This window comes from Pseudomonas sp. W15Feb9B, from assembly GCF_000828175.1.
In the GTDB taxonomy this organism is placed as follows: domain Bacteria; phylum Pseudomonadota; class Gammaproteobacteria; order Pseudomonadales; family Pseudomonadaceae; genus Aquipseudomonas; species Aquipseudomonas parakoreensis.
In genome coordinates this window covers 1-235 of the sequence record NZ_JTKF01000090.1, presented here as the reverse complement: position 1 = coordinate 235, position 235 = coordinate 1, and the positions used below count along the sequence as shown (strand labels likewise).

At 48.5% G+C, this 235-nt stretch carries 1 tRNA gene; it reads left to right on the top strand.

From position 1 onward, the window contains the following. The first annotated feature begins 58 nt into the window (after nucleotides 1-58). Nucleotides 59-143: transfer RNA gene (locus OC71_RS26730), tRNA-Leu, on the top strand. Nucleotides 144-235 lie beyond the last annotated feature (92 nt).

Genomic DNA, 235 nt, shown 5'->3' with positions numbered 1-235 from the left:
ATATTTCGAAAGGCGCCAGATGTAACAGTCTGGCGCCTTTGCTTTAAAAGCTTCATCTGCGGATGTGGTGGAATTGGTAGACACACTGGATTTAGGTTCCAGCGCCGCGAGGCGTAAGAGTTCGAGTCTCTTCATCCGCACCAATTAAAGCTTCATTCTTGCCGCAGGCCTGATGAGGTTCAGCAAAGAAGTTGAATGGCTTTTTTGTGACGCAATATGGTGGGCGTAGCTCAGT